At 74.4% G+C, this 25,153-nt stretch carries 22 protein-coding genes; 10 read left to right on the top strand and 12 right to left on the bottom strand.

Annotation, left to right across the window (positions count from 1 at the left end):
* Window positions 1-357: 357 nt before the first annotated feature.
* Window positions 358-2,322, top strand: coding sequence for an alkaline phosphatase (locus tag Q7T67_RS17005; protein WP_304792413.1), 1,965 nt, complete (start codon window positions 358-360; stop codon window positions 2,320-2,322).
* Between the two features lie 295 nt (window positions 2,323-2,617).
* Here Q7T67_RS17005 and Q7T67_RS17000 read toward each other — a convergent pair whose 3' ends face one another.
* The 3 genes from Q7T67_RS17000 to Q7T67_RS16990 form a co-directional block, all read right to left on the bottom strand.
* Window positions 2,618-2,992, bottom strand: coding sequence for a hypothetical protein (locus Q7T67_RS17000; protein WP_304792410.1), 375 nt, complete (start codon window positions 2,990-2,992; stop codon window positions 2,618-2,620).
* Window positions 2,993-3,106: 114 nt separating this feature from the next.
* Window positions 3,107-3,739 carry a hypothetical protein gene (locus tag Q7T67_RS16995; protein ID WP_304792408.1) on the bottom strand — a complete coding sequence of 211 codons (633 nt, stop codon included), beginning with the start codon at window positions 3,737-3,739 and terminating at the stop codon, window positions 3,107-3,109.
* 42 nt (window positions 3,740-3,781) lie between these two features.
* Entirely contained in the window at window positions 3,782-4,093 is a 312-nt protein-coding gene (locus tag Q7T67_RS16990; RefSeq protein WP_304792405.1) for a hypothetical protein, read from the bottom strand.
* A 294-nt stretch (window positions 4,094-4,387) separates the two neighbouring features.
* Between Q7T67_RS16990 and Q7T67_RS16985 the strand changes: the two genes are divergently transcribed.
* From Q7T67_RS16985 to Q7T67_RS16965, 5 genes are all read left to right on the top strand, one after another.
* Window positions 4,388-5,179 carry an SGNH/GDSL hydrolase family protein gene (locus Q7T67_RS16985; RefSeq protein WP_304792403.1) on the top strand — a complete coding sequence of 264 codons (792 nt, stop codon included), beginning with the start codon at window positions 4,388-4,390 and terminating at the stop codon, window positions 5,177-5,179.
* Window positions 5,180-5,271: 92 nt separating this feature from the next.
* Window positions 5,272-5,922 (top strand): hypothetical protein, encoded by a 651-nt coding sequence (locus Q7T67_RS16980; RefSeq protein ID WP_304792400.1) that lies wholly within the window; start codon window positions 5,272-5,274, stop codon window positions 5,920-5,922.
* Window positions 5,923-6,032: 110 nt separating this feature from the next.
* Entirely contained in the window at window positions 6,033-7,409 is a 1,377-nt protein-coding gene (locus tag Q7T67_RS16975; protein ID WP_304792398.1) for a VWA domain-containing protein, read from the top strand.
* Window positions 7,410-7,508: 99 nt separating this feature from the next.
* The gene (locus Q7T67_RS16970) at window positions 7,509-8,993 is read left to right on the top strand and encodes a hypothetical protein (protein ID WP_304792395.1); all 1,485 of its coding nucleotides are present in this window, start codon (window positions 7,509-7,511) and stop codon (window positions 8,991-8,993) included.
* A gap of 48 nt (window positions 8,994-9,041) precedes the next feature.
* On the top strand, window positions 9,042-9,266 hold the full coding sequence (locus Q7T67_RS16965) for a hypothetical protein (protein ID WP_304792392.1): 225 nt from the start codon (window positions 9,042-9,044) through the stop codon (window positions 9,264-9,266).
* Between the two features lie 64 nt (window positions 9,267-9,330).
* On the opposite strand, the gene Q7T67_RS16960 is transcribed toward Q7T67_RS16965, so the two are convergent.
* Window positions 9,331-9,522 (bottom strand): hypothetical protein, encoded by a 192-nt coding sequence (locus Q7T67_RS16960; RefSeq protein ID WP_304792389.1) that lies wholly within the window; start codon window positions 9,520-9,522, stop codon window positions 9,331-9,333.
* A 179-nt stretch (window positions 9,523-9,701) separates the two neighbouring features.
* Here Q7T67_RS16960 and Q7T67_RS16955 point away from each other — a divergent pair, with 179 nt between their 5' ends.
* Window positions 9,702-10,055, top strand: a complete 354-nt coding sequence (locus tag Q7T67_RS16955) for a hypothetical protein (RefSeq protein ID WP_304792387.1) — start codon at window positions 9,702-9,704, stop codon at window positions 10,053-10,055.
* 40 nt (window positions 10,056-10,095) lie between these two features.
* Here the strand turns inward: Q7T67_RS16955 and Q7T67_RS16950 are convergent, their stop codons facing one another.
* The 3 genes from Q7T67_RS16950 to Q7T67_RS16940 all read right to left on the bottom strand — a co-directional run bounded on the left by Q7T67_RS16950 (window position 10,096) and on the right by Q7T67_RS16940 (window position 11,336).
* Entirely contained in the window at window positions 10,096-10,548 is a 453-nt protein-coding gene (locus tag Q7T67_RS16950) for a type II toxin-antitoxin system VapC family toxin (RefSeq protein ID WP_304792384.1), read from the bottom strand.
* The gene (locus Q7T67_RS16945) at window positions 10,538-10,774 is read right to left on the bottom strand and encodes a hypothetical protein (protein WP_304792381.1); all 237 of its coding nucleotides are present in this window, start codon (window positions 10,772-10,774) and stop codon (window positions 10,538-10,540) included. Before Q7T67_RS16945 ends, Q7T67_RS16950 begins: the two co-directional genes overlap by 11 nt.
* A 115-nt stretch (window positions 10,775-10,889) precedes the next feature.
* Window positions 10,890-11,336 carry a hypothetical protein gene (locus Q7T67_RS16940; RefSeq protein WP_304792380.1) on the bottom strand — a complete coding sequence of 149 codons (447 nt, stop codon included), beginning with the start codon at window positions 11,334-11,336 and terminating at the stop codon, window positions 10,890-10,892.
* Between the two features lie 220 nt (window positions 11,337-11,556).
* Here Q7T67_RS16940 and Q7T67_RS16935 point away from each other — a divergent pair, with 220 nt between their 5' ends.
* The 3 genes from Q7T67_RS16935 (at window position 11,557) to Q7T67_RS16925 (ending at window position 14,562) form a co-directional block, all read left to right on the top strand.
* Window positions 11,557-13,110 carry a nuclease-related domain-containing protein gene (locus Q7T67_RS16935; RefSeq protein ID WP_304792377.1) on the top strand — a complete coding sequence of 518 codons (1,554 nt, stop codon included), beginning with the start codon at window positions 11,557-11,559 and terminating at the stop codon, window positions 13,108-13,110.
* Between the two features lie 156 nt (window positions 13,111-13,266).
* Window positions 13,267-13,635 carry a hypothetical protein gene (locus tag Q7T67_RS16930; RefSeq protein WP_304792374.1) on the top strand — a complete coding sequence of 123 codons (369 nt, stop codon included), beginning with the start codon at window positions 13,267-13,269 and terminating at the stop codon, window positions 13,633-13,635.
* 51 nt (window positions 13,636-13,686) lie between these two features.
* Window positions 13,687-14,562 carry a hypothetical protein gene (locus tag Q7T67_RS16925; RefSeq protein ID WP_304792372.1) on the top strand — a complete coding sequence of 292 codons (876 nt, stop codon included), beginning with the start codon at window positions 13,687-13,689 and terminating at the stop codon, window positions 14,560-14,562.
* Window positions 14,563-15,037: 475 nt separating this feature from the next.
* On the opposite strand, the gene Q7T67_RS16920 is transcribed toward Q7T67_RS16925, so the two are convergent.
* The 5 genes from Q7T67_RS16920 to recC all read right to left on the bottom strand — a co-directional run bounded on the left by Q7T67_RS16920 (window position 15,038) and on the right by recC (window position 24,699).
* A complete protein-coding gene (locus Q7T67_RS16920) occupies window positions 15,038-15,328 on the bottom strand; it encodes a hypothetical protein (protein WP_304792368.1) in 291 nt (96 codons plus the stop codon).
* Complete coding sequence (locus Q7T67_RS16915) at window positions 15,328-15,591, bottom strand: DUF4258 domain-containing protein (protein ID WP_304792366.1); 264 nt, start codon at window positions 15,589-15,591, stop codon at window positions 15,328-15,330. Before Q7T67_RS16915 ends, Q7T67_RS16920 begins: the two co-directional genes overlap by 1 nt.
* Before the next feature lie 110 nt (window positions 15,592-15,701).
* On the bottom strand, window positions 15,702-17,615 hold the full coding sequence (recD, locus tag Q7T67_RS16910; protein WP_304792364.1) for an exodeoxyribonuclease V subunit alpha: 1,914 nt from the start codon (window positions 17,613-17,615) through the stop codon (window positions 15,702-15,704).
* Window positions 17,612-21,193 carry a UvrD-helicase domain-containing protein gene (locus Q7T67_RS16905; protein WP_304792361.1) on the bottom strand — a complete coding sequence of 1,194 codons (3,582 nt, stop codon included), beginning with the start codon at window positions 21,191-21,193 and terminating at the stop codon, window positions 17,612-17,614. The genes recD and Q7T67_RS16905 overlap by 4 nt, the downstream gene beginning before the upstream one ends.
* A complete protein-coding gene (recC, locus tag Q7T67_RS16900) occupies window positions 21,190-24,699 on the bottom strand; it encodes an exodeoxyribonuclease V subunit gamma (protein WP_304792358.1) in 3,510 nt (1,169 codons plus the stop codon). The genes Q7T67_RS16905 and recC overlap by 4 nt, the downstream gene beginning before the upstream one ends.
* Between the last annotated feature and the right edge of the window lie 454 nt (window positions 24,700-25,153).

Below are 25,153 nucleotides of genomic sequence, written 5' to 3'. Positions count from 1 at the left end.
CTGAGCCGCCGCCCGGGCGCGCCGATCGGGCGACCCGGCGCGGCCCGCCGCGCGGGCCCCGGTCGATCCGGGTCCCTGGTCGGTCGTTCCGCTCTCGGTCGTCGCCCCGGCTCCCGGTCGTCCGTCCGGATCGGTCGGCGGTCGGATCCGGTCCTCCGGCCGGGGCGCGGGCGTCCGTCGACCCGGTCCGCAGCGTCGTCGGTCCGGGCGCAGCCCGCAGCCCCAGCACCACCGTCGGCCCCGCCGACGTCACCCGGGTCACGAGCCCGTCGACCGCCCACCCCGGCGGCTCAGGCGGCCCATGCCCGCACCCCCTTCCGCTCTTTCCCCACCCCAGAACCACCCAAGGACCCCCCGATGCCCACACCTCGCATCCCACGCGGCCGTCGGCCGCTGATCGCCGCCGCGGCAGCCGTCGCGGTCGTCGCCGGTGGCGGCGCCACCGCGCTGGCCGTCACGAGCGACACCACCGCCGACCGCTCCGCCGGTCTCGCGGCCCAGATCAACCCGGCCACGCCGAAGAACGTCATCCTGCTCGTCGGTGACGGCATGGGCGAGTCCGAGGTGTCGATCGCCCGGTACTACCAGGGCGTCGACAAGCCGCTGAACATGGACCGGCTGCCGTTCCGCGGCGTCGCCACCACCTACGACCTGACGCCGCTGGACGACGTCGCGACGCAGGGCAAGATCAACTTCGACCCGGACTCCGCCTCCACGGCGACCGCCTGGTCGACGGGGCAGAAGACCCAGATCAACCGCCTGGGCCAGGGCAACAGCGCCAACCGCGCGACGCCGGGCCCCAAGCTCGAGACGACGATCGAGGCGGCGAAGAAGCTCGGCAAGTGGACGGGCAACGTCACGACCGCCGAGGTCACCGACGCCACGCCCGCCGGCCCGACCGCGCACGTCAGCCAGCGCGCCTGCCAGGGCCCGGCCGACACCCGCTCGACCTGCCCGACCGAGGCGAAGATCAAGGCCGACGGCACCGCGAACGCCGGCGCCCTGGGCTCCGTCGCCGAGCAGCAGGTCGACCTGCGCCCGGACATCACGTTCGGCGCCGGCCGCGCGCGCTTCCAGCAGACCCTGTCGCCGCTGGGCAACAAGACGGTCGTCGACAAGGCCACGGAGGACGGCTTCCAGTACGTCACGACGAAGACGCAGATGGACGGCCTCTCGACGCTCGGCGACAAGCCGGGCGCCAAGCCGATCCTCGGCCTGTTCCACGACGGCACCGAGGTCGACAAGAACACGGCCAACATGGTCACGGAGTGGAAGGGCCAGACGGCGGCCGTCGCCAACGTCGACGGCAACCCCGACACCTGCGACACGACGCACCGCGAGAAGGACGCGCCGCAGGAGCCCGCGCTGAGCGAGATGTCCGCCAAGGCGCTGTCGCTGCTCGACAAGCAGCAGGGCGACAAGGGCTTCTTCCTCCAGGTCGAGGGCGCGTCGATCGACAAGCGCGATCACGCCGCCAACCCGTGCGAGCAGATCGGCGAGACGCTGCAGTTCGACAAGGCCATCGGCCAGGCGCTCGACTACCAGTCGTCGCACCCCGACACGCTGGTGATCGTCACCGCCGACCACTCGCACTCCTCCCAGATCGTCAGCGCGTCGCCGATCACCGCGCCGACCGGTGCCAACAACGACGACGTGAGCAAGCAGGAGGCCCCGACGGGCTACTTCCGCACGCTGACGACGCCGGACGGCTCGAAGCTGCGCATCTCCTACGGCACCAACGGCGGCAACACGACGACGCACGTCCCCGCCTCCGGCGCCCCGAGCCAGCAGCACACCGGCGCGGCCGTCCCGGTCATGGCCGTCGGCCCGCAGGCCGCCAACATCACCGGCACGATCGACCAGACGGACCTGTTCCCGCTGCTGACGTTCCGCCGCGTGCCGTCGAAGCTCCCGTCGGGCACGACGACGGTCCCCGGTCCGACGACCACGGTCGCCGGTCCCACCACCACGGTCCCCGGTCCCACCACCACGGTGACGGGCCCGACGACGACGGTCCCCGCCCCGGTCCGCCTGACCGCTGGCGTCGCCGTCCCGCGTCGCCTGACGAGCGCCGTCGCCCGCAAGGGCGTGCCGGTCTCGATCCTGTCCTCCAAGTCGGCCAAGGTCGTCCTGACCCTGAAGCGTGGCTCGACCACGATCTCGCGCACGACGGTCCAGGTCCCGGCCGGCGGCACGAAGAACGTGACGCTGTCGGGCCGCAAGCTCCGCGCGAAGCGCTCCGCCACCCTGAAGCTCACCGCGGTGGCGACGTCGGGCAAGGAGTCCGTCACGCGCCGCGCGACGATCTCGGTCTCGAAGTAGGTCGCGGGCGGGCGATCGCTGCCGGCCCGATGGGTCGGCGGCGGACGCCCGGTCGCGGTCGGTGACCCTCTGACGGGGCGGCTTCGGCCGCCCCGTCGTCGTTGGTGGGGGCGGGCCGGGCGCCGGCGTGCTCGTGTTCCCGATCCGGGTGCCGGTGGATCGCGTTCTTGGAACGCGGCGGCGGGCCGGGGCGCCGGCGTGCTCGTGTTCCCGATCCCCGTGCTGGCGGATCGCGTTCCTGGAACGCGGCGATCGGCCGACGTGCGGCCGCCGTCCCCGTCGCCGGCCCGCCGCCTCAGTCGCCCCGCCCGCCGAGCAGCCGCAGCACGCTGCCCGCCCCGACCGTCGTCGCCCCCTTGGCCTCGCACCGGCGGACGAGCTCGCGGTCCGACGACGCGACCACGTCGCCCGGGCCGGCCAGGTCGACGATCAGGTCGTCGGCGTGCCCCGCGAAGTCGACGTGCACCCGCAGGAGCTGCATCTCGGTCGGCGGGCCGTCGTGCACGACCACGACCTCGGCGGAGCGGTCGTCGAGCAGTCGGCCGCAGAGCTCGTCGGCGGCCTCGTCGATCTGCACCGTGAGCCGGATCCGCGCGCCGGTGCGGTCGCGCCACCAGCCGTCGGGCCGGGCACCCATGACGTTCGACCCGTCCACGATCAGCCGAGGCATCGCGGGGGAGGGTACGGGTGCTCGGGCCCGGAGATGTCGGGCGCCGGCGACGGGACGGCCGGCGCCCGGTCACCGGTCCGGCACCCGTGCCCGGTCCGTCCCGCGCCGCCCCCGTCAGTCGCCCGCGGCCCCGACCCACACGTCGAAGCCCGTGACGACGCCGCCGCGGACGCGCGCGGTGACGATCGGGATGTCGCCCGGGTCGCCGATCTGGCTGAACGCGGTGGTCAGGACGACGTTCCCCGACCCGTCCGAGGGCGCCTTGCGCTTGGGGTAGAGCTCGGGGATGCGCGTGGCCGGCTCACCGACCCGCAGCCCGGCGGCGGTCTGCCACCGCGGCCCGGTCACGCGGGCGGACTGGACGAGCAGCTCGTTCGTCCGGCACGTCTTCCGGCGGCATCCCCCGAACGTGACGCCGAGGATCGAGACTCCCGCGGCCTTCCAGCGGACCCGGCGGACGTTCCCGCGGCCGCTCGACGAGGTCGGACGGCCGAACGCGCGGTAGGCGTTCGACAGGTTCGACGTCCGCGTGTTGACCCGCACGGGGCCGAGGCGGCTGATGGAGTCGTCGGTGGTCTGCAGGACGTGGGGCGGCTTCGGCGCGGGCGACGTCTGGGCCTGGGTGGCGGGGGCCGCGACGGCGGCCAGCGCGACCGCGGCGACGAGCGGCGCGCCGACTCTGGCCGGCGTGCCGGGGACCGAGGTCCGGGGTCGACGGAACGGGAGCGGTGGCTGCGGCGTACGCATGCCGGGACGGTACCCGTGGGCCGTGGGCCCGACGCACGGTGCTCACGACCCGGCGCCGCCCCGGCCCCACGGGTTCTCGTACGTGCCGCCGACGTCGGGCAGGACGAGGCACCGCCACCGCCGACCGCCACCGTCCTCGATCGTCAGCACTCCGCCGCGCCTGCTCACGATTCGCAGGTAGAGCGCTGAGCCGATCGTCCGGTGCACGTAGGCGCCGTCGTCCAGCCGCTGCAGCTCGTCCACGTGACAGGTGCGCTCGAGCCACCAGTCCCGGTCCTTCCGGTCCCACGCCCACACCGTGAAGACCTCCGGGAAGTCGTGGTCGAGGAAGCGGGCGGGCGCGTCGGGCGACATGGCACGGGGTCGGGCGCCGGCACCCGCGTCTGACACCTGCGCGTCGGCCTCGGCCGCGGCGCGGGCCCGATCCGACCGGCGCGTCGGCCCCGGCCGATCGCCCGTCGAACGGCCCGGCCGACCGCCAGTTCGCCGACCTCACCCCCACCGACCCGCGAACCGTCCCCTGCCACGAATCGCCGCCCGCGCTCCCGCCACTCGCCACCGGCCTCCCGGCCACCGGATGGTCACCAAGGGATCCCACGGGGGGAGCAGGATCGGAGTTCCCGATCACCTCGAGAACAGGTCCCTCCGATGTCCCGCACCGCCCGCCGCGCAGCCCTCGCGCTGGCCACCCTCCTCGCCGTCCTGATCGGCGGCCCAGCCGCCGCGTCCGCGGCCGACCGCTACGTCGCCCTGGGCGACTCGTACTCCTCAGGCACCGGCACCCGCACGTACACGAACACCGCCTGCCAGCGCTCCAACAGCGCCTACCCGGCGTTGCTCGCCGCCGCCCGCCCGAACACCTCGCTGACCTTCGTCGCCTGCAGCGGCGCCACCACCGCCGACGTGCTGGCCAACCAGATCTCGTCCGTCACCTCGACGACGAAGCTCGTGTCGATCTCCATCGGCGGCAACGACGCCGGCTTCGCCGACGTGCTCACCGAGTGCGCGTTGCCCGCCTGGGCGTCGAACTGCGCCGCGGCGGTCACGACGGCGCAGAACTACATCCGCAACACGCTGCCGGCCAAGCTCAACAGCGTCTACGCGCAGATCAAGAGCCGCGCACCGAGCGCCAAGGTCGCCGTCCTGGGCTACCCGCGCATCTTCAACGGCGAGGACTGCAACGCCGCGACGTTCTTCTCGCCCGCCGACGAGACGAGCCTGAACGCCACCGCCGACCTCATGCGCACCACGATCCGCGGCCGCGCGCAGGCGTACGGCTTCTCGTTCGGCGACGTCATCCCGGGCTTCGTCGGCCACGCGGTCTGCGACACCTCGGCGTGGCTCAACGGCTTCTCCAACCCGATCGGCGAGTCCTACCACCCCAACGTCACGGGTCACCGCAGCGGCTACCTCCCGGTCGCGCGGGCGATCCTGGGTTAGGGCCGTCCGAGGCCGGTCCGGGTGCCCCTGCGACGGCACCCGGACCGTGATCCGCGCTCGACAGCCGGGGGCCCGCCCGGCATGCTGCGTCCGTGTCCTCCCGGGACGACGATCCGACGCCGTGGGCTCTCGAGGGAGTCCCCGACCCGCTCGAGGACCGGCACGACGCCGACCCGCCCGCGGAACGCTCCGGGGCGTCCGTCCCGGATCCGGCGCCGACGCCCGACAACGCGCCCGCGCCAGGGGGCACCGTGCTCTCCCGGCCGCGCACCCTGCTGCTCGTCCCGTACGTCGTGCTGACCCTGGGCCTCGCGTTCATGGCGGTCGCGGGCAACGGCGGCGTCGGCAGCCTGGCGGACGTGGACCGGGGCCGGGTGGGCTTCGCCGCGGGCGCCGTCGTCTTCGGGATCCTCGCCTGGCAGGTCCTGCAGCACCGGATCGTCCTGCAGGGGCGGTTCCTGCACCACCGCGCGGCCGCGTGGCGTCCGCCGGTGGACCTCGACCGCCTCTCGAGCGCGGGGATCGAACGGATCGCGATGGGGGGTCGCCGCGCCATGGGCGTCCGTGCACCGATCCTCGTGCTGCGCGACCTGGACGGTCGCAGCGTGATGATCGACCGGGTCAGCGGCGACGTCGAGCCGCTGTACCGCGAGCTGGCCCGGCGGTTCGACGCGGGGGACCCGGTCATCGACGCCTCCCTCGCCCCGCGGGTCGACCGCCTCCGCGAGTCCTCGGCGGACTGACGCGACCGGGCCGACCCGCCCGCCCGCTGTCAGATCCGCCCCACCCTCGGCGACTCCCTCCTCAGCGCCGGACCACCGTGGTCCGCGCAGACCACCCGAGGAGAATCGCCATGCACCTGAAGACGCTGCTGGACGTCGAGATGATCGCCGTCGAGACGAAGGACGAGCTGTCGATCCTCCTCGAGCTGCAGGCCCCGGAGTCCGAGACGCAGGCCGCCCGCCCGCCCCACACCCTGCAGGTCGTCCTGGACCGCAGCGGGTCGATGAGCGGCGGCGCGCTGGAAGCCGCGAAGGCCGCGCTCGACGAGCTGATCGGCCGGCTCGACGCGAAGGACCGCTTCGGGCTCGTGACCTTCGACAGCGCGGTCGAGGTCGTCGTCCCCAGCGGGCCGCTGACCGATCGGGACGCGGTGCGCCGGGCGATCGCGACGGTGGAGCCCCGCGGCATGACCGACCTCGCAAGCGGCCTGATCCGCGGGATCGAGGAGGCCCGCCGCACGAAGGGCGACGGCGGCGCGACCGTACTGCTGCTCTCCGACGGCCACGCCAACCGGGGTCACGTGGACCACGACCAGCTCGGGACGTTCGCGACCGCCGTGCGGCGCGAGGGGATCTCGATCGGCGTGGTCGGGATCGGCCTGGGCTACGACGAGGACCTGCTCTCGGCCGTGGCCGCGGGCGGCGCCGGCAACGTGCACTTCGCGGAGGAGGCCGACGCCGTCGGCGGGGCGCTGGCCGCCGAGGTCGACGGGTTGCTCGACCAAGTCGTGCAGGCCGCGACCCTGACCGTCCGGCCCGGCACCGCGGTGCAGTCCGTGACGCTGTTCAACGACCTGCCCGTCAGCGAGGTCGAGGGCGGATTCCTGGTCGAGCTCGGCAACTTCGTCGCCGGCGAGGAGCGCAAGCTGCTCCTGCAGGCGACGATCCCCGCCCTGCGCGATCTGGGCCTCGCAGAGGTCTGCGGGCTGACCATGCGCTGGACCGAGACGGCGACGCTGAAGCAGCAGACCGTCGAGCTGCCGATCCACGTCGGCGTCGTCCCCGGGGATGCCGCGGCGGGCCGCATCCCGAACCCGGTCGTGCGGACCGAGGTCGCGTTCCAGAAGGCGCAGCGCTCGCGCAAGGACGCCGCCGACGCGCTCCGCTACGGCGACGTCCAGGGCGGCAGCGACATCATGCGCCTGGCCGCGATCGACCTGCAGGACGCGATGGCCGGCGCGCCGCCCGAGCTGGCCGACGAGCTCGCGGTGGAGGCGGACCTGCTGATGAGCAACTCCATCCAGGCCCTCATCGAGCCGGTCGAGCGGTCGATCAAGAACCAGCGCGCCGAGTACTACGAGAAGACGAACAAGCGCCAGTCGATGGCGAACATGGAGCGTCGCGAGAACCGCCGCCGAGCCCGCGACGAGGAACGCCGCCGGACGGCGGGCGAGGCCGGCGACACGACGACGGACCAGGACCCGGGGGAGGGCAAGTTCGGGGGGTGAGGGGTCGAACCTCGGCCGACCCCGCCGTAGACTCCGGCCGATGCACCCCTGTCGGCCGACGACCGCCCGGCGCACCGCGCCGCCGGCGGTCGCCGACTGATGGCGGACACGCGCCCTGCAGCGGGCGGCTCGCCCGGAGACGGTCGTCCGCCCGGCGACGGTGGCCCACCCGGCGCCGGCCGCTCACCCGGTGACGGCGGTCCGCCCGGCGAGGGCCGGTCGCCCGGGTCGCGCCGGTCGCTGACGATCGCCGGGGTCGTCGGCCTCGTGGTCGTCCTGGCGCTCGTCGGGATCGCGCTGGCCGTCGGTCCCTTCGGTGCCGACGGCGACACCGCCGCCGGTGGCGGTGCCCGGTCCACCCCGCTGCGGGCGCTGACCGAACGCGCCGGCGACGGCACGAAGGTGACGATCACCGGCCGCGTCCGTCCCAGCGACGGGCGCGGGCCGTCGGTCCTGCACGTCACCGGGCGCACCGACGACGTCACGTCCTGCCCGGATCCCGAGGTCGCCGCGAACGGCACGATCACCCCGCCGATCGGCGAGCGACGGATCGGCTGGCGTGCCTCGGTCGGTCCCGCGCCGGGCGTCGTCCTGCCGGCGGGCGAGCCGATCCGGATGTCCGGCACGCTGGTCCTGCCGACCACCGCGATCCGGCGGCTCTGCATCCGCCTGGCCCGCGGCGGCGACCGGCCCGACGTCGTCCGCACCGTCGCGGTCGCGCTGCCCGACGCGTCGGCCTCGGGCGGCCCGGGGTTCGACACGCCGCTGGAGGAGGACGCCGTCGTCCTCTCGCTGCTGGTGCTGATCGTCGTCGCGGTCGTGGCGGGGACGCTGGCGATCCTCGTCGTCGAGGCCCGGCGCCGCGGTCGCGCGTGGGCGCTCCCCGCCCTGCCGGCCGACGTCCGGGTGCCGGACGTCGTGCCGTCCGAGGACCCGCGGGTGGACGCCACGGGCGTCCGCCGACGGATCCGTCGCATCGGCGAGCGACGCCTCGAGGTCTGGCGCGCCAGTCGGCAGGAGGAGACCGAGAAGGCGGGCAAGCCCTTCGACCCCCACGAGAAGCCGCCGTGGCACGTCGCGGTCTGGGGCGTCGGCGACGGCGCGGGCCGCCTGGCCGCCGAGCGCTTCCGGGCGATGACGGGGATGTACCCCGACGTCCAGGCGCTGCACGACCGCCGCGTCCCGGGCCCGCGCGGCGCGACGATCGACCACCTCTTCGTTGGTCCGGGCGGCATCGTCGTGGCCAGCTCGAGCCGCTGGGAGGGCTTCGTCGAGGTCCGCGACGACCGCCTCGTCGTGGCCGGAAAGGACCGCACCGCGGTGGTCGACGGCGTCGTCGCGCGTGTCACCACGGTCCGCGGCCTGCTGGGCATGGCGGGCTACGGCGGCATCCCGGTCCGCGGCGCCCTGCACTGCGTCGAGACCGAGGACGTCCTCCTGAACGGCTCCCTCGTCGCCCACGGGATCCCGGTCCTCGACGCCCTCGGCGTGCTGGGCCTGGCGGCCGACGGCGAGGTCCTGGGCTTCCAGGACGTCCTGCAGATCGTGGCGGCGCTGGAGCGCAGGCTGCCGCCGGTGGGGTGATGACGGGGCCTGCGCCCGAGCGGCAACGCGCCCACTAGGGTCGCGGGCATGCCCGAGCGCCGCCCGTCCCCGTTCACGTCGTCGATGATCGCGCCGGCGCTCGTGGGTCTCGTGATCGGCATCGTCGTCGGGCTGATCCTCGACGGCCCGGTCGTCGCGCTGGCCCTCGGGGTCGCCCTGGCGCTGAGCGCCGTCGGCCGTCGCTGGGCGGTCGCGCGGCTGAACGCGAGCAACCAGAGCGACGGGCGGGGGGCCGGGCGCGGCGGGCGCTGAGGGGCGGGCACCCGCCTACGGGCGTCGACGATCGCGCTGCGTCGCTCGCGGGACCGCGGCCCGGTCAGTAGAAGATCGCGCCGACCACGTAGAGCACGATGAGCACCCGCAGCACCCACGCCTCGAACGCGAGGCGCACCTGCCCGTCGGGTCCGGCGTAGGGGTCTCCGCGGACGATGCGGACGGGGATCGGTCCGCCGTCCGAGCAGCACGATCCGCAGTGCTGGTCGTCGAGGTCGTAGTGGTCGTGGGACACGGTGAGGGCTCCTGGTGGGTGTGCGGTGCGGTCGCCCGGGAGCGCTCGGATCTGACGGCCCGCCGTCTCCTCCTGTCCCGTGTCAGACCCGCCCCCGCCGGCCCGACCTGCTGACGCCGGACCACCAGGACCGGCCCGCCCCGCGCCCGGTCCGGCGCGCCGTTCCCCGGAGTCCCACCATGAAGACCGTCATCAAGGTCACCCTCGGCATCCTCATCGCGTTCACGATCCTGATCGGCGGGTGCGTCGCCCTCGTCGGCAGCGCGGCGAACGACGTCCAGGACGAGAACGACCGCACAGCCATCACCCCGGCGCAGTACCGGTCGATCAAGACGGGCGACGCCAAGTCCGAGGTCGAGGCCGAGCTGGGCGACCCGGAGAGCGCGGACGAGTTCTCCTCCGAGATCGAGGGCCTCGACAAGCCCGTCGGCTCGAGCTGCTCCTACTACGGCCGCAAGGGAGAGCTCCTCTCGGGCTACCAGTTCTGCTTCGACGTCAACACGGACGAGCTGGAGAGCAAGAGCTCGTTCTGAGGGGGGTTGGGCCGCCGCGACCGCTCGGGCCGCACCTGCGTCAGTCGGCGAACGCTTCGTCGAGGTGCGAGCAGGCGATCCCCGCGCTCAAGCACGCTCGTCGTAGGCGCTCGTCGGTCGTGATCAGCGGCAGGCCGAGGGCGTCCGCCGCGGCGGCGTACGCGGCGTCGTAGGCGGTCATGGTGTCCCGCAGGCGCCAGATGGCGTGCAGTCGCGGTGAGGTCGGGTCGAGAACGACGTCGAAGGTGCTGAGCCACCGGACCGCGGCGCTCCCCTGCTCGGCGTCCAGGGCGCCGGCCCGGACCAGCCGACGGATCGCACTGGCGGCCTCCACCATGCCGTGCGCGGCCGTGACGATGACGAGATCGCCGTCGTCCCGGATCTGGTCCAGGACCCGGTCCGCCGAGGCACGGTGACGCCCGGCGATGACGAGCTCGACGAGGACCGACGCGTCGAGCAGCAGGTGCCCGACGCGCGACGCGTCAGCCGGCATCGATCGGCCGGTCGTCCCGGATGATCGCGGCGATGTCCACGTCGACGGTGCCTCGTTCGCGGCGGATCTCGGCGACCAGCGCCGCCCGTTCGACCTGGTCCACGCCGAGAGCACGCCGGAGCAGCTCGACGGCACGCCGGTTCTTCGACTGCCCGTGCGCGGCGGCGTCCTGCGTCAGCAGGGCGTCGAGATCCTCGGGAACGTTCCGCAGGTGCAACGTGGCCATGCCCCTCACGGTAGCGACGGTGCTAGCAGAAGTGCTAGCAGCACGATCGCCCTCTTCGGCCGGGTGCGGAGCCCACCCCGCTGGCCGGTTGCGGTCCATCGGAGCCAAGCGACGGCTACGGCGCCGAGGTCGAGTCGTCGGGCACCCGGATCACGACGTCCCGCTCGGGCCGCTCGATCCCGAGCCCGTCTGACACGTCGCAGAGCACGCGGTACATCGCGTCGAGTGCGGCACAGCCTGCGTCGTCGAACGGCACGACCGGATGCTGCCGGGGCACGAAGGCGTTCAGCACCGCGTCGGCGAGCGGAACGAAGCGATACCGGTCCTCGTCGCCGACGTAGATGAGTGCGCGGCCGTCGTCGGTGACGTGCAGGAACGATCGCGAGTCGGAGTGCCGGTACACGTGGACACGCGTTCCGTCGTCGAGGTCGACGTCGCCCATCCAGGAGAAGAAGTCGGCCAGCGTCCGAGGCTGGAGGGCCGTGTAGAGGGCGTCCCACGACGGATCCTCGCCCCCTTCCACGAAGTCCCCGCGAACGGTCTCGTCTTGCGAAGTGGTCATGGCGCGAGTCTGCGGGCCATTGCTGTATCGGGACCAGGGCCGAACGGTGCCGGCCTTGACGCCGCGCCGTGGCGAGTTCCGCCCGGCCCGCAGACCACCCGTTCGCGTGGGATCTCGTAGCCGCCAGGGCATGCGCGCCACGGGCAGTGGCTCCCGACGGCGCTCGGCCATCCGTCCTCCGTGCCTGACGGATCCGGCGTTCCAACGCCAGGATGCCGGCGTGGCCGCGCGCGGACGATCAGGACGACTCCCGACCCGCGCGACCGCATCCTTTCTCGCCCCGGTCCTCGTGCTGGCGATCTGCCTGACGGTCTGGCTGACCTACGCCCCGCCGTTCGACCGTGCCGGCACGGAACCGTCGGCAGCGGTCGGCACTGCGCTGCGGGTGGCGGTCGACCGCGATCGGGATCGCGCGACCCTCACGCTCGCCGGGCGCGTCCGTCGCTCGTCGTCGGATGCGCCGGTGGTCTTCCGCGTGCTCGGCCGCACGTCGGTCGCCGCGCCGTGTCCCATGCCGAGCGCCACGTCGACCGGTGTCGTCGAGCCGCCGACCGGGTCGGTCCGGGTCGGCTGGCAACCGGTCATCGGACCCCGCCCCGGCGTCGCCCTCCGCCGTGGTCGCGTCTTCCGCAGCGTGGGATCCGTCGCGCTTCCCGGCGACGGGGCCCTCCGACTCTGCGTCCACCTGCTGCGGACCGGCGCCCGGCCGACCGTGCTGCGCAGCGAGCGGGTCGTCGCCTCGAATCTCGAGGGGAAGACGCCGCTGTCGGTCGCGATCGTCCCCATCGCCGACGCGGTGCTGCCCTGGGTCCGCGGTGCCGTGGGTCTCGGTCTGCTCCTCGGGGTGGCACTCGTCGTGGGGCGCGTCGCCCGGATCGTCCGGCGCCGGATGTCGGGCGACGGGACGGGTCTCCCACCGATGCGACCGGGCGTCCGGGTGCCGGACACGCCGCCCGCCAGCGGACGCCCGTCGACCCACCTGCCTCGGATGCCGCCGGGTGTCCGGGTGCCCGACGCACCGCCGAACGGGCCACCCGCGAGAAGCGCCTCGTTGACTGACGCGCCGACGGACCGGGAGACGCCGGACCCGGCCGCGGGCCGCCCGTTGCCGGATCCCGCCGCCGGCCGCAGCGCCCTGAACCAGTACGAACGGCGCCTCGCGAACTGGCGCGCCAAGCGTCGGACGGAGGTCGGGGCGGCAGGAGAGACGTACGACCCCGACGAGCCCGTCCCGCAGCACATCACGGCGTGGAAGACCGGCGCCGACGGCGAGGCGACTGCGGCGGCCCGGTTCGCGGCGCTGCGGGAGGCGTTCCCGCACGTCGTCGTCCTCCACGACCGCCGCGAATCGACCCGGGCGCGCGCGAACATCGACCACGTCCTGGTCGGACCCGCCGGCGTGATCGTCGCGGACACGAAGGCCTGGAGCGGCGACGTAGCGGTGCGCGACAACGAGCTGTTCGTGAACCGGCGCAGGCAGACCCAGGCGGCCCTCGACGTGCTCACCCAGGTCGCGAAGGTCCGGGGTGCTCTGGAACGCGGGGGCTTCGCCGGCGTCCCGGTCTTCGGTGCGCTGCACTGGACCGCCACGGCGGGCATCGACCTGAGTGGCCGCCTCGCGCCGCGGGGCGTCCCGCTGCTGGACGCGGCGGGCGTGCTGCTCCGCGCTGACGCGGGGACCGCCCTCGACGCGTTCGCCATCACGGCCGTGGTCTCAGCGCTGGAGCTCCAGCTTCCACCGGCGGTCGGCGTGCGGTTGACGAGCCCGACGTAGGAGTGGTCTCGCCGCCGTCCCGCCACGAGCGGGACGGCGGTGGTCGGGGAGCCGCGAAGCCGGCGGGAAAAGAGGACCGGCCCGTCAGAACCCGTGCCCGCCTGACGACCTCCACTGCACCCGCACCCCGCGGGCCCGCAACCCAGGAGCTCCACCATGTCGTCCCGCATCCGCCGCACCGCAGCGACCCTTGTCGCCGTCTGCGCCCTCTTCCTCGTCGCGTCACCCGGCGCCGCCCAGGCCGCCTGCTCGACCGGCGACTCCGGCATCACCTACAACGCGGCCGGCGTCCCGGCGATCTTCAAGAGCCTGCGCCCCCAGCGCGGCATGAACTGCGCCAGCGCCAAGTACGTCATGAACCGCTGGCTCCGTCGCTCGTGGGCGCGCAGCTACGGCAACCGCCTGCCCACCGGCTTCTTCGACGGCTACGTGACCTGGCACTGCGGCAAGACCGGTCGCACCGGCTGGCGCTGCGACGAGTACACGACCGGCACGGCGTTCCGGTTCGTGGCGTACCGGCTCTGAGGACTGGACTCGCGCGCTCGTTCCTGCAGGACGCCGGACGGCGACGTTCCTATGACGTACGACGACGACGACCGTTCGGGCCTCGGTGAGCCGATCGGTGAACTCGCCCTGGATGCCGTGGCCCGTCGCGAACGACGGGCCCTGGCACGGGGCTTTCGGTACGGCACTCCCACGATCCTGCGACTCGACGGGCGGTACTGGTGCGACGCCCTCGGATTCCACGTCGAGCTTTCGTCGCTGGATCCCGACGCCGACGCGATGCAGGCGCTCGAGGAGACCGCCCGTCGTGTCGACCCGGCGGGTTCGCCGGAGCCGGCCGTCGCGGTCGCACTCGCGGTCCTGCAGGCGACGGAGGACGAACGCCGGACGTGGATCGCGAACGCGGATCCCTCTGGGCGAGCGGCACCGACGCCTCCGACCGGGGGCGACACCCACTCGCCGTCGCGACGCGGAGTCCCCGACGCCCGCGTCGCCGGTTCCGCGACCGAACCCGGCACGCCGGCCGGACGCGCACCGACGGACCACGACGGGCCACCGCTGCAGCAACCCGTCGCCCGTCGAGCCGCGGACGTCCCACGCGACGTTGCCGCCCGAGCCCGCGCGGCGATCCAGGACGAGTTTGTCTCGACCATCACCGACCGCGCACTCCTCCATCATGAGGTCGCGGATGTCTCGACGGTCGCGTCGGGCTTCGCGTTGCTCGATCCGGTCGCGAGCTTTCGGCACGGGGACGCCCGGACCGTCCTCGTCGAACTCCGCACCGCTGTGGCAGTGGTGGAGTGGTCGGGCGACACGAGCCGTGTGTGGGTGGCCGCCGACGATGCCCACTCGGTGCGGGCAGCGTTGTGGCGGCTGCGACGGCGGCTGGGGGACGTCCAGCGGACCAGTGCCGACGAGATGGGCGGCGGACTGTCCGCCGACATCTGAGCCGTTCACAGCGCGAGAGCACCGCCGCCTCAGCCCGGGCCACGGCAGCCGTCAGGAAACCCGCTCCGCGCCCGACCTCGACGCATGGGGATCTTCGGCAGCTACGAGTGCCCGGCCACCAGTTGCGACTACGAGAGCACCTTCCTGCTGATCGGGCCGGGAATGATCTCCGACCGCGAGCTGCGGTCCTGCGCGGCGTGCGGAGGCCTGACGACCGTCCTCACCGTTCGTCCCGGACCCGACGGTCCGGAGCCGGCATCGGGGCGGGGGCGTTGTCCGGAGTGCGGGAGCCAGCGGTTGCGTCGGCTGGGGATGGAGGCCGAGCGAGATGACGAGGCCGTCGATGTCGATCCCGCGTGCCCGCGATGCTGCGCCCCGCTCGTGTTCCAAGCGAGCGGCATGTGGGACTGACGCGGTCCGCTCGCGCCCGACGGAGGCAGTCCCGACTCTCGCGGCGTTCGCGTGCCGAGGCCGCTCAAGCGGCCCGTGCCGTCACCGTCATGGTCACGAGGCGATCGGGCGCCGAGACCGCCGCGTGGAAGGCCGCGGTGATCGCTTCCGGGTCGAGTCCGTACCGCGCGGACACCAGACCGATGCGCTGGAGGTCATCCGCACTGCCGACGCCGATGAGCTCGACCTCCACGATCCTGCCGTCGCGGAGCCCGGCGATCGCGCCCGGGGCGACCTCGTCGGTGCGGTCCTGACGCGGGTCGGACTCCAGCTGGATCGCGATCGCGCGCGCCTGGCTGTCGTAGATGGCTTGCACTAGCGGTCCTCCTCCAGCATCACGGTGATGATCCGGTCGTGGTCGTCGACTTCCGTGAGGACCACGATACCCCGGCCGTCGAGCGCACTTCCGACGTGGCTCGTCGCACCGTGGGCGTGGACGGTCGCCTCCCGGGCGGTGGCGAGGACGTGCTCGACGTCGATCCGCGAGATTCTGCGGAGTGCCATGCGAGCCAGCGCGTGGTTCGTGAGCTGCACGGCCTCGAGCATCGACGGCCCCGTGTCGCCGGACCAGACGAACACGGCGCCGACTTCGCCGCCGAAATGTTGCGATGTTCCATGGGCTGGTCAGCCAGGCTGAGGGTCGAAACGCGGCGAGCGCTGACGTTGGCTCCGGAACGGCGATCTCGGTCCTACTCGGCCCCCGCCCCCCACAGCCGCTCCCGCAGCCCGGTCGCCCGACCCGCCGGCCGGACCACCGCGGCGCGGATCGCCTCCTCGCTGCCGACGAGCGTGACGCGCCGCTCCGCGCGGGTCACCGCCGTGTAGAGCAGCTCCCGGGTCAGCAGCGGCGAGCCCGGGGGCGGCAGGACGACGACGATCTCGCCGAACTGCGAGCCCTGGGCCTTGTGGACCGTCATCGCGTGGACCGTGTCGACGGTGCCCAGGCGCGAGGGCGCGTACCGCACGACGCCGCCGGCGCGCTCGAAGACCCCGGCGATCTCGCCGGTTTCCGTCCCGACGACGACACCGGTGTCGCCGTTGAACAGCCGCAGGCCGTAGTCGTTCGTGGTGACGAGCAGCGGGCGGCCGACGTACCACCGGTGCGTCGCGTCGAAGCCGGGGACGGCGTCGGTCAGCCAGCCCTCGATCGTCCGGGTCCAGTCGGCCGCGCCGTACGGTCCGCGCCGGTGCGCGCAGAGCAGCCGGAAGTCGGAGAGCGCCCGGAGGGCGGCCGCGGCATCCTCCGCGGCCGACGCCTCGAACACCGCGCGTCCCGCCCGGACCGTCCGCTCGCGGACGACCTGCAGCGCCTCAGTGCCCGTCCCGGCGACGTCCTCCGCGAACCACTCCACGGCGGACCCGCCCCGGCGCAGCGCGTCGACTGTGCCGTCGGCGTCACCCGCTGAGACGGCCTGCGCGACGGCGGAGATCTCCCGTCCGAAGCGCCGGACCCGCTGCAGGACGACGACGGCCTCGTCGAGGCCTTTGCCACTCCCGGGCGGCGACGGCGAGGAACCCGTGGTCTCCGGCGCCGCGTCCGTCCCACCCGACCGCGCCGGTCCGACGATGTCGCCCAGGACGGCACCGGCCTCGACCGACACGAGCTGCCCCGGGTCTCCGACGAGGATCAGGCGGGCGTCGGGGCGGACCGCCTCGACGAGCCGCGCCATGAGGGAGAGCGACACCATCGACGTCTCGTCGACGATGACGACGTCGTGCGGCAACCGGTTCGTGCGGTGGTGCCGGAACCGCGTGCGCACCTCGGGGATCGAGCCGAGCAGCCGGTGCAGCGTCGACGCCGTGAGCGCACCGATCCGTGCCGCGACGTCGGGGGTGATCCCCGGGTCCCCGGCGGTCTCGCGGAGCGACTCCTCCATGCGGGCCGCGGCCTTTCCCGTCGGTGCCGCCAGCGCGATCAGGGGCGCCGGGGCTCCGGCCGCGTTGGCCTGCTCGAGCAGCAGGGCGACGATCTTGCGGACCGTCGTCGTCTTGCCCGTGCCCGGTCCGCCGGCGATCACCGCGAGCCGCCGGCGGACCGCCGTGCGTGCCGCCTCCGCCTGCAGGTCGAGCTGCCCAGGCTCCGCGTCGACGTCGGGCAGAAACAGCCGGGAGATCCCGGCCTCGAGGACGACCTCGTCGACGGCGCCGGCGGGGGCGTCGAGCGTCCGGAGGTCGGCGGCGACCCGCCGCTCCTCGTGCCAGTACCGGTCGAGTGCGAGCCGCGTGCCGAGGAGCCGCAGCGGTGCGCGGGTCCCGTCATCGTCGCCCTGAACGACCAGCGCGCTCGCGGCGACGGTGTCGACCCAGCTGTCGGGTGCCGGCCACGGCAGGGAGCCCAGGTCGACGGCGTCCTCCGCGTCGACCACCGTCGACGTCGCGACGGAGGCGAGGTCGGTGTGCACGTGCCCGACCCGAGGGGCACGCACGGCGAGCGCGACGGCCAGGAGGACGGCGTCGTCGGTCTCGTCGACCAGCGCGCCGAGGCGCCGGGCGACGTGCACGTCGGCCGCGCTCAGCACCCCGGCCTCGTTGAAGGTCCGGAGCGCCCCCTCGGCCCGCAGCGCGAGCCGGGCGTCGAACGGGTCCGCGTCGGTCGTGCTCATGCCCCGCCCCGGTCGAAGAGGTCGCTCACGGCCTCGAGCAGCGCGCCGGGCGCGTGCCAGGCGAAGACGCCCGTGGGCGTGCCGTCCACCCGCGGCGTGTCGGCTCCCCGCATGCCGCGCACGAAGAGGTAGAGCAGCCCGGCGATGTCGCGCTCGGGGTCGTGGTCGGGGAGCCGCCAGCGGAGGTAACGGTGCAGGGCGACGAGGTAGAGGAGGCCCTGCAGCGCGTAGTCGGCGTCGCGCATCGCCTCGCCGAGCTGCTCCGGTCCGTGGTCGCGCAGGGTCGCCGGGCGGTCGCGGGGACCGAGCCGGTTGGTCTTGAAGTCGACGACGGCGTACCGGTCGCGACCGTCCTCCCCGCGGGTCCGGAGCGCCAGGTCGATGCTGCCGGTCAGATATCCCCGCAGCGACGTGGCGAGCGACGGATCCTCGAGCCGCGCCGCGTACGGGAGCAGCGGGTCCCCCTCGTCCAGGTGCTCCCGCAGCAGCGCGCCGATCGCCGCGGGCCGGACGTGCCCGGCCGGACGGCTCCCGCCGGCGAGGGGCAGCTCGAACGTCAGCTCGTTCAGGCGGTCGCGCTGCGTCAGGCGGCGCAGCGGCAGGTCGCCGACGAGCGGGCCGAGCGGCGTGTCGAGCACCCCGCGGAGCGACGACACGAGACGCTCGGGATCGGGCAGGTCGAGCCGTCGGCGGGCGATCGCGTCGTGCACGTGGTGGCGCAGCTCGGCGTCAGCGTCCTCCGCGACGAAGTCGGCGGCCTCGAAGACGTCGTGGACGAGGGTGCCGAAGTGCCGCCCGGCCGGCAGGTCGGCCATGGGGGAGGGTGCGTCGAGGGCGCTCGCGGCCGCCGGCGGTCCGGGATCGCCGTCCGGTCCGGCTCGGTCGACCGCCGTCGCGGGCACGGCCCCCTTCGATGCGGTCCCGGCCGCCGCCGGGGAACCCTCGCCGTCCGACCTGGTGCCCCCGGTCGCGGCTGCGACGCCGTCGCCCGGGCCCGCGCCCGGCGTGCCGCCCGGACCCACGTCGTCCGTCGGCTCATCGTCGACCGTGCCCTCCGCGCCCTCGGGAACCTCGCTCCCGACGAGCCCTCCACTGACGGGGTGCGCGTCGTGGGAGCCGGCGACGATGCCGCTGAACGAGCTGCGGCCCCACGTGCGGTCGATGGAGCGCGTGAACCGCGCCGCCCGGAGCGTCGTCCGGTCGTGTCCGCCGCCCGACCACCGCGCCGGTGTCGCGTCGTGGTCGATGCGTTCGACGGCGACGACCTCGGGCCGGTCGGCGAAGAGCCGGCCGAACCGCTCGGCGGCCTCGTCGTCGGCCGGCACGCCGGTGCCCGCCGCCGGAACGGGCCCGTCCTCGGCCTGGTCGAAGGCGAGGCGGGAGAGCGGCGAGTGCTTCGAGTCGGACGTGCCCGCCCACCAGACGACCGCCTGGTGCCGGGCGCGGGTGAGCGCGACGTACGCGAGCCGCAGGTCCTCGCCGCGGACCTCATGCTCCTCGCGCTCGATCGCGACGGCCGACTCGACCGGGTCGCAGCCGACGTCGAGCTTGCGCACGAACCCGTCCTCCGGGTCGTGGAACGCGATCGGGTGCGGGGCCCGGTCGATGTAGGACGGGTGCCACAGGTAGGGGCAGAGGACGATCGGGAACTCGAGGCCCTTGCTGCGGTGGATCGTCAGGACCTGCACCGCCTCGGCGTCGGACTCCAGGCGCCGGCTGCGCTCGGCGTCGGGGTCGTCGTCGGCCTCGGCGACCCGGCGGCGCAGCCAGCCCAGCAGGGCGCTGGTGCCGAGGTGCTCCGTCGTCGTGGCGACGTGCAGCTCCTGCCCGACGTGCTGCAGGTCGGTCAGCTCGCGCTCGCCGGCGGGGCCGCCGAGCAGCCGCTCGGCCACGTGCTCACCCACGGTCACGCGCTGCTCGAGCGCCGCGACGCCGTGGTCGCGGAGGATCTCCGACCACTCGTGAAGACGGTCGTGGATCGCCTCCCAGGTCTCGTCGGGGTCGCCGGCGACCTGCTCGACCGTCCGGTCCAGGAACGGGGTCAGCGCCAGGGCGCGGGCGCGGACGGGCGAGCTCGGCTGCTCCAGCGCCTCCAGCAGCGCCAGCCAGTGCCGCGCCGCGGGGGTGGCGAACACGCTGCCCGCGCCGCCGATGACGGCCGGGACGCCGGCGGCCTGCAGCGCGCGCTGCACGGTCGCGGCGTCCGCGTTGCGGCGGACCAGCACCGCGACGTCCCGCGGTCGGACGCCCTCCGCCGCGCCGCCCGGCGCGGTGATCTCGGCCCCGGACTCCAGGAGGCCCACGACCTCCCGGGCGAGGTCCTCGGCGATCGCCTGCCGGGAGGGCTCGGCCGTCGCACACCCCTTGTGGAGACCCACCGCCTGGCGGTCGACGAGCCGGATCCGCAGGGGCGCCTCGACCGGCGCCCCGCGCAGGCGGGGCTCGCGATGGTCGTCGGCCGGATCGACGGACCGGAAGACGATGCGCTCGTGCCCGAGCTGCGCCGTCCGGAACAGGTCCTCGAGCGCCCCCAGGAGCGGCCCGTCGCTGCGCCAGTTCGTCGAGAGCGTGGCGTGCGTCGTGGCCGTCTCCGCCGCACGCAGGTAGGCGTGGACGTCGGCTCCCCGGAACGCGTAGATCGCCTGCTTCGGGTCGCCGATCAGGACGAGCGTGCCGCCCGGTGCCTCCGCGAACGCGCGGTCCATGATCTGCCACTGCACGGGGTCGGTGTCCTGGAACTCGTCGACGAGGACCACCTCGTACCGCTCTCGCAGACGCGCCGCGACACCCTTGCCGGCGGGGCCCTGCAGCGCGTCGTCGAGGCGGACGAGCAGGTCGTCGTAGGTCATGACGGCCGCGTCGCGCTTTCGGCGGTCGAGCTCGTCGCGGGCCCGTGCAGCGAGCCGGGCGCGCATCGCGGCGACCGGCTCGGCGACGGCGGGGTCGGGCACGACGTCCGCCCCGGGGTTGCGGATCGCGGCGGTGGCGATCGCGTGCGCCTGGGCGTGGTCGACGGGCGGCCAGTCGCCGTCCGGGTCGTCGTCGCGACGCTCGTGGAACCGTCGGACGTAGAGGTCGCCGACGACCTGGTCGACGAGGTCGCGGACGTCGTCGGTGAAGCGGGAGCCCCGCTCGACGTCGCCGACGAAGCCGAGCCCGTCGAGCGCGGCGAGGCAGAACCCGTGGGTCGTCGTGATCGTCGCGGCGTCGAAGTCGGCGACCGCGACGGACAGCCGGTCGCGGCGGATCCGGATCTCGTCCGGGGCGACGTCCGCGAGGTGATGGGCCAGCTCGTCGCTCGCGGGGACGGGCGTGCCGTCGAGCACGTCGGTGAGGAGCCGCTCCGCGCTCGTCAGGCGCTCGCGGACGCGTTCGCGCAGCTCGCTCGTCGCCGCCCGGGTGAAGGTCACGACGAGGAGCCGGTCGAGCGGTACGCCCTCCTCGGCGACGAAGCGGGCGGTGAGCGCGGCGATGGTGAAGGTCTTGCCGGTGCCGGCGCTCGCCTCGAGGACCGCGACGCCCCTGGGCAGCGGCCCGAGGACGTCGAACGACGCGGCGGTGGTCCCGTGGTCGGTCATACGTCGCTCCGCGTCTCGGCCGCGAGGAGCGGGGTCCACAGACGGGTCGCCCACCGTCCGGCGCGGCTGGGATCGGTCTCGTCCCAACCGGGTCCGACCTCGTCGTCGTGCGGCTCCAACGCCTCGAGCACGTCATAGGGGACGACCCCGCCGAGCAGCAGCTGGTGCTCGGCGTCCTTGTCCTCGTGGTCGAACTTCCAGGTGGTCTCCCAAACCTTCGAGGCCGACTTGTGCGGCTTGGTCCGCGGCCCGTGCTCGACGTAGGCGTTCGACGTCGCGCACCACAGCGGCGGCGGCTCGCGCATCCCGCGGTCACGGAGGTCCAGGAGCAGGGCGAGCGCCTCGACGGCGGCGGTCCGCCGGGACGCGGCGTCGTCCCCGGGCGACGAGATGCGGGAGACGCTGATGCTCGCCTTGTCCTTCTTACCCCCGGACCGGAGTCGACCGACGGTGACGACCTCGTAGCGCTCCTCGGGCCGGGTCGCCGTCAGGGCGAGCAGGCGGACCCACGCGGCGAGCCGGTGCTTCGGGCCCAGGCGCGAGTACTGGACGACCTCGACGACGGTCGGTGCGTCGACACCCGCCTCGCCGGGCCGCACTCCGGCGACCGTGCCGCTCAGGTGCACGAGGCCGTCGCCGACCGGCACGCGGACCCGGACGTCGAGCGAGCCGAGGTCGACGGACGGCCCGACGAGGTCCCGCGCGGCGTCGGCGACGAGCCGGGCGTCCCGACCGAGCGTCGCGAGCAGCGCGGCCCCGAGCTCGCCCGGGGGGAGGCAGCCCCGCGCCCGTTCGGCCGCGGCGGCCCGGTCGTCGTCGCCCCGGCCGCGGAACGCGCGGACGAGCCGGTCACCGACCGCCCACTGCTCCAGCGGGTCTAGGTCAACGGGCAGCTCGGCCGGCAGCTCCTCCGCGTCGCGGGGGAGCGAGACCCCGAGCCGCTGGCGCAGGAACGCCCGGGCCGGGTGCTGGAGGAACGAGATGAGCTGCCCCAGGTCGACGGTGGTCTCGACCCGGCGCTCGAGGCGCGCCGCGAGGAACGGCCGACCGTCACCCGTTCCCGGACCACCGTTCGCGCGCTGCGCATCGAGGGCGACGGCCGCGCCCAGGGCGACCTCGTCGAACCCGAACGGCTCGCCCGCAGCGAAGTTCCGCGGGTCGAACGGCTGCAGCGGGTGCTCCGTGACGACCCGGGAGCTCGCGGGGACGCCGCCGGTGGGCGCGTCAACCATGGGGGCGTCCGACGGCACCCGCACGGTCTGGTCGATCACGTCGAGGAGCTCGCCGACGGGGACCGCGGGCGGGCGCCGCGCGTTCGTCCGCTCGTCCGCGCCGGTGTAGGTGACGATGAGCCGGTCCCCGGCAGCCATCAGCGCGTCCAGCAGCGTCTGACGGTCCTCGGACCGGCCGTCCTGGTCCCCCACGTGCGGGTCGGCGAGGACGAGGTCGTCACCGTCCCGGGGAGCGCCCCGCGGGAACGTCCCTTCGTCGAGGCCCAGGAGGCAGACCACCCGATGCGGGACCGACCGCATGGGCTGCAGGGTGCAGACGGTCAGGTGGCCGGTGCGGAAGTTCGCCCGGCTCGGCCGGCCGCGCAGGTGGTCGCCGAGCAGGTCGCGGACCTCGTCGAGGGAGAGCGGCGACGACGGCGCGTCGCGCCCCTCGAGCACCAGGTCGCGGAGCAGCCCGTCGAGCTCGAGGCGCTGCCAGGTGTCGGCCTCGGAGGTGTGGCAGAGCAGGTCCGCCGCGCGCGCGAGCTCGTCGGCCCACTCGGCGAACGGCCGCCGCTCGGCGAAGCGGGCGACCAAGTCGTCGAGGCGGTCGAGCAGCTCGGTGAGCCGCCCGGCCAGGTCGATCTCGGTGCTGCCCACGTCGTCGAGCGGCAGGGTCCCACCGACGAGCTGCTCCGCGTCCTCCGTCGTCGCGACCCCGACGAGCAGCCGGTCGAGCCCCGCACGCCACGTGTTCGCGTCGACCGACGCCAACCGGAACGGCCCGCGGTGCTCCGCGTCGAGCCCCCAGCGGACCTCGGCGTCGGCGAGCCACCTCGTCGCACGCGCGAGGTCGTCGTCGGAGAACCCGAAACGCCGCCGGACCGGTGCCCGGCCGGCGAGGTCCAGGACGTCGGGGGCCCCGAGCCGTCCGCCGGCGAGCTCGAGCAGCCGGTCGATCGTCCCGAGGACCGGGTTGGTCTGCCGCAGCGCCCGGTCGGCCAGCCGCACCCGCAGGTCGGGCGGCCATCCCGCACCGACGTGCGCCGCGTCCGTCCCGAACGTCGCGCGGACGAGCGGCGCGAACGCCTCGATGTCCGGGCAGAGCACGAGCACGTCGCGCGGCTCGAGCGTCGCGTCCTCGGAGAGCGTGTGCAGGATCGCGTCGCGCAGCACCTCGACCTGACGGCCCCGTCCGTGGCACGCGTGGACCTGCACGGACCGGTCGTCGGCGGCGAGCGGCGCGCGGTCGTCGGGGCGCCCGCCGGCGGGCGTACCCGGCGCGTCTCGGTCGTGCACCACGTCGGACTGCAGGCGACGGAGGAGGGTCGGCGGGCCGACATCCGGCGTCGCTCCACCGGCCTGCCGGTCGTCCGTGCCGTGCCCGTGCGTGCCCGTCGCGGCGAGCAGCACCTGCAGCTCGCGGACGTCCCGCCCCCAGGAGGTCAGCAGCCGGTTGCGCGGCGAGCGCGCCGTCGGGTCGTCCGCCCGCAGGGGTGTCGAGGACGGGGCGAGGGCGGTGAGGCGGTCCCAGAGCGCGGGGGAGGGGTGCAGCAGGAACAGGTGGACGTCGCGGTGGGCGGCGAGCGCCTCGAGCACCTCGAGGTGGGTGGGCGGCAGTCGGGTCAGGCCGAAGAGCGACAGGCGGTCGGGCAGGTCGAGGGTGCCCTGGCCGGCGCCCAGCCGTCGCACGGCGTCGGTCAGGCGGGTCACCGGGTCGGGGGCGTCGATCCGCTCCGCCGTCCGGCGCCACAGCTCGGCCTGCCACGCGACGTCGGCCGCGAGCGCCCGACCGGAGCCGTCGACATCGGCCCCGTCGCGCCAGGACCGGAGCATCCCCGGCCGGTGCAGGGCGTAGCGGTCGAACAGCCGGGCGACGTGCCGGACGGCGGCCAGGCGACGCGGGGCGGACCCGGCGCCCGTTCGCGAGAGATGCCCGGCGAGAACGCCGAGCCACGGCTCGTCCAGGTGCGCGTCGACGACCTCGAGCAGCGGCCACAGCAGCCGCTCGGCCGCCCACGGGTCCTCGTCGTCGCGCAGTCCGAGCGCCCCGGCGACCGCTCGGTCGACCACGGCCCGCAGCGTGGTGAAGTCGACGTTGGCGACGACCCCGTCGGCACGACCGTCCCGCGCACCGAGCGTCCCGGCCAGCGACTGCGCCAACCACCGCTCGACCCCGCGGGTCGGCACCCCGACGACCTCCCGCGCGAACGGATCGCCGGGCACCTGCGACAGCAGACGGGCGAGGTCACCGACGAGCGCGTCGGCCTGGTGGGAGCGATGGAGGTGCAGCACGGGACGGACCGGCGACGACGCAACGCCGGGATGGCGTAGTCGTACCGGATGGGGTGGTCGGGAGGACGTCTTGGAGATCTGACAACAGCCCGGGCCTTTCGCCTCGACTGGAGCACGTCGTCTCGGGCCCGGCCTCCCGTCCACCGGAACCCTGGACTATCGAACCGCCGTAAGCAGATAGCTCGCTGGCTCGTCAACTGGCGGGCTCCCCTTGCGATCACCCCTTTCCGAAGGGCCCATTGAATTGGTGGACCAATTAGTCCCGAACCCCCGCAGGCGAACTGGCGGAGCCCCAGCTGCAGCTGATACGCCGATTGCCCTTGAGTTCGTTGTCAGATCAGACGATGCTCGCACGACCGTCCCTTCGCGGGTGCCGACACTGGCACTCGAAATGCCCAGGAGTTTGCACGATGAAACGCCCGCCCTTCCGGGGCCAAAGAGACTCCGGCCGTGA

Source organism: Patulibacter sp., assembly GCF_030655195.1.
Classification (GTDB): domain Bacteria; phylum Actinomycetota; class Thermoleophilia; order Solirubrobacterales; family Solirubrobacteraceae; genus Patulibacter.
The sequence above is the reverse complement of the archived record's forward strand: the minus strand, read 5'-3'. Positions and strand labels throughout refer to the sequence as shown.